Raw genomic sequence first — 3,211 nt, forward strand, 5'->3', positions numbered from 1 at the left:
TTAATGGTTTTATCCTTTGTTTTCTATGAATAGGAGCAGTGAGGATAGACGAGAGAAAAAGGGGCACGGAACGAAAAGTTAATGGTTCATGGATTTTCCCATTCTTGACAAACGTGCTGAAATTTTACTGAAACGCCGATGTTTTATACCTGACGACTGTCGACATACCCGGTTTGAGAAAAGCGATGAACTCAGGGACGATCTCAGAGTTTCAGTAAAGTGATTATCTGGCCCCGATGAGATTCGCCTGAATCGTCGAATGCGGTTGTAATGACGAATATTCAGCAGAGAACTGTAGACGTCAAACTCGGGGTGACAAAGTCATCATACAAATCGATAGGGTTACTGGAATTGGCTTAGTGGCAGAGCAGAAGAATTTTTCGAATACCTATTTTTATATAGTAATTTTAATGCCAGCCAGAACACACCCACCCATAATAAAAGCCACTGCCTGCAATCAGGAGTGGCTTTCGCCAACGGGAATTTGATTACTGACCGTAGCGATCCTGAAGTACTTCAAACACGGCACGAACCCCAAACGCTTCTCCACCTAGCGGGCGACCGGGCTGAGGACGAATATTCCAGGCCATGATATCAAAGTGAACCCAGGGAATGCCCTTGCCGACAAACTCCTGCAAATAGAGAGCTGCAGTAATAGACCCTCCATAAGGCTCCTTGGCGCAGTTGGTCATATCAGCGATTTCGCTGTTGAGCATGTACCTGTAGTCCTTGTGCAAGGGCATGCGCCAGATTGGGTCGTCCGTTTTGTCACCCGCCTGCATCAGTTCACAGGCCAGGGCCGTATCGTCAGTGTAAAAGCCCCCCACCTCAGTACCCAGAGCCACACGACAGGCTCCGGTCAGAGTGGCGAAATCGACAATCATGTCAGGATTTTCGGTACTGGCTTCCGTCAGTGCTTCACACAGAACCAGACGACCTTCGGCATCGGTATTGTGAATTTCTACCGTCAAACCCTGACGGGTTTTCACTATATCTCCGGGACGCAGGGCATTTCCGGCAACCGCATTTTCAACGGCTGGAATCAGCATTCTCAGACGAACAGGCAGGTTAAAGTCCATGATCAGGCGCGCCAGTCCGATGACGTGAGCGGCACCGCCCATATCTTTTTTCATCAGACGCATACCGTCTGCACCTTTCATGTCCAAACCGCCACTGTCGAAGCAGACGCCCTTACCCACCAGTGTGATCAAGGGATGCTTCCCGTCACCCCAGGTCATGTCAATCAGCCGTGGTGCGTGACTGCTGGCGCGCCCGACCGCATGAATGGTGGGATAATTTTGAGTCAACAGCTCATCACCTACCGTCTGACTGACTTTGGCACCAAACTCTTCGGCCAGCTTTTCTACGGCCTCACCCAGATGTTCGGGCATCATATCGCCAGCCGGAGTGTTCACCAGATCACGAACAATGGCCATCGCTTTAACAAATTTTTCGGCTTCTAAAACCTCTGCCTGCCTCGGCAGAATCAATCTTGGACGCTCTTTCTGTTCAGTTTTTTTGTAGCGGTCGAACTGATAAGCACCCAGCCCCCAGCTAAATGCGGCCAGTTTAAGAAGGTTTTCATCGCCCTGAAGTTTGTAGTCCCCAGCTGGCAGCTGATTGACCAAATTTCCGCAGATAAAGTGGCTGGACAGATCTTCAACACCGACAATAACCTGATCCACGACACCTTCTTCACCGGGAATCAGACTGATGCCCTCTCCTTTGAAGTCTGTGCAGGTCAGCCAGTTCTGTAGAGGTTCTGACTGCTCATCAAACCAGCGATCATAATCTGAAGTTTCCACCAGAGTCAGAGGAATACCGTGGTCACCAGCCAGCAAATAGGAATGCATAGATCTCTACCAATTGGGAATATGAGGGATTGAAAGACGACAATACAGAAAGATGGTACTCAGTATCGAGATGGCTTGCTAGCAAAAGCAGGGGCAAACCACAATATTGCCATTTGCCCCATGCTATCAAAGCCGCAGTAACCATGCCAGTGGACACAACCCATCTGGAACAGCAGAATAATTTTTCCGGGCTGTTGACAGGTTGGCTTAAGAAGCGATGATCAGCGTTCCGGAATCCAGTCGGAAGACTCTATCCATCTGTCTGGCCAGATTCATGTCATGGGTTACCACAACAAAACTGGTCTTGAACTCATTGCTGAGAGAGGCCATCAAATCATGCACTTTTTCTGCTGTATTAGGATCAAGATTACCCGTTGGTTCATCCATAAACACCAGATCAGGTTCAGTAACCAGGGCTCTGGCAATGGCTACGCGCTGGCGTTCTCCTCCTGACAATTCTGCGGGCTTATGTTTGGCCCTTGCCCCAAGCCCCACGGCATCCAGTAACTGTTCGGCTCTTTCCCTGATCTGTCTGATGGGTGTTTTCTTTCTCAGCAGTAGCGGCATAGAGACATTTTCCAGAGCGGTGAACTCAGGTAACAGATGATGGAACTGGTAGACGAAGCCCAGGTGGCGATTTCTCAGTTCATTCTGCTCTGCTTCTTTCATCGTTGCCAGCTCATGGCCGCAGACTCTGATTTCACCCGAAGAAGGACGATCCAGTCCGGCCAACAATTGCAGTAATGTCGTTTTCCCTGAGCCAGAGCTGCCAACCACCGCGACCCTCTCCGAAGGACCGATCACCAGGTTTAAGTCATTCAATACTTCCAGTTTTTCAGGGCCTTCATCAAAACTTTTGGCCAGTGCCCTGCACTCTAATACGGCGTTGATGGACTCATTCATAACGAAGTGCCTCTGCTGGCTGGGTTTTAGAGGCTCTCCAGGCGGGATACAAAGTGGCCAGGAAACTCATGGACAGACCTGCAATACTGATGACAGCAACATCGCACCATTGCAATTCAGAAGGCAGATAACTGATAAAATAAACGTCCGGGCTGAGGAACTGGATACCCAGACAGGACTCAAGAGCTGAAATGATTTCAGAAACGTTCAATGCGGCAATCACACCGAGCACAACCCCCAATAATGTTCCCACAATACCAATGAGAGACCCCTGTACCATAAAGATACCCATAATGGTTTTCGGACTGGCTCCCAGTGTTCTCAGAATAGCGATATCCGACTGCTTGTCAGTCACCACCATCACCAGGGTAGAGACGATATTGAATGCTGCTACGGCAACAATCAGCGTCAAAAGCAGGCCTACCATGGTTTTTTCCATCTGGATCGCCTGAAAC

Annotated in this window: 3 protein-coding genes; all 3 read right to left on the reverse strand. The window is 49.4% G+C overall.

The features are described 5' to 3' along the window. Positions 1 to 488: 488 nt before the first annotated feature. Complete coding sequence (locus KDK18_RS06985; RefSeq protein WP_257254159.1) at positions 489 to 1,853, reverse strand: M17 family metallopeptidase; 1,365 nt, start codon at positions 1,851 to 1,853, stop codon at positions 489 to 491. 207 nt (positions 1,854 to 2,060) lie between these two features. Next, a complete protein-coding gene (locus KDK18_RS06990; protein WP_257254160.1) occupies positions 2,061 to 2,756 on the reverse strand; it encodes an ABC transporter ATP-binding protein in 696 nt (231 codons plus the stop codon). Beyond that, on the reverse strand, positions 2,749 to 3,211 hold a 463-nt coding region (locus KDK18_RS06995), incomplete at its 5' end, for an FtsX-like permease family protein (protein WP_257254161.1). The genes KDK18_RS06990 and KDK18_RS06995, both read right to left, overlap by 8 nt.

Source organism: Endozoicomonas sp. SESOKO3 (assembly GCF_024606255.1).

Bases quoted from the DNA above. Each gene is read 5' to 3' on its own strand.
- KDK18_RS06985 (WP_257254159.1), bottom strand. From the start codon at position 1,853: ATGCATTCCTATTTGCTGGCTGGTGACCACGGTATTCCTCTGACTCTG.
- KDK18_RS06990 (WP_257254160.1), bottom strand. From the start codon at position 2,756: ATGAATGAGTCCATCAACGCCGTATTAGAGTGCAGGGCACTGGCCAAA.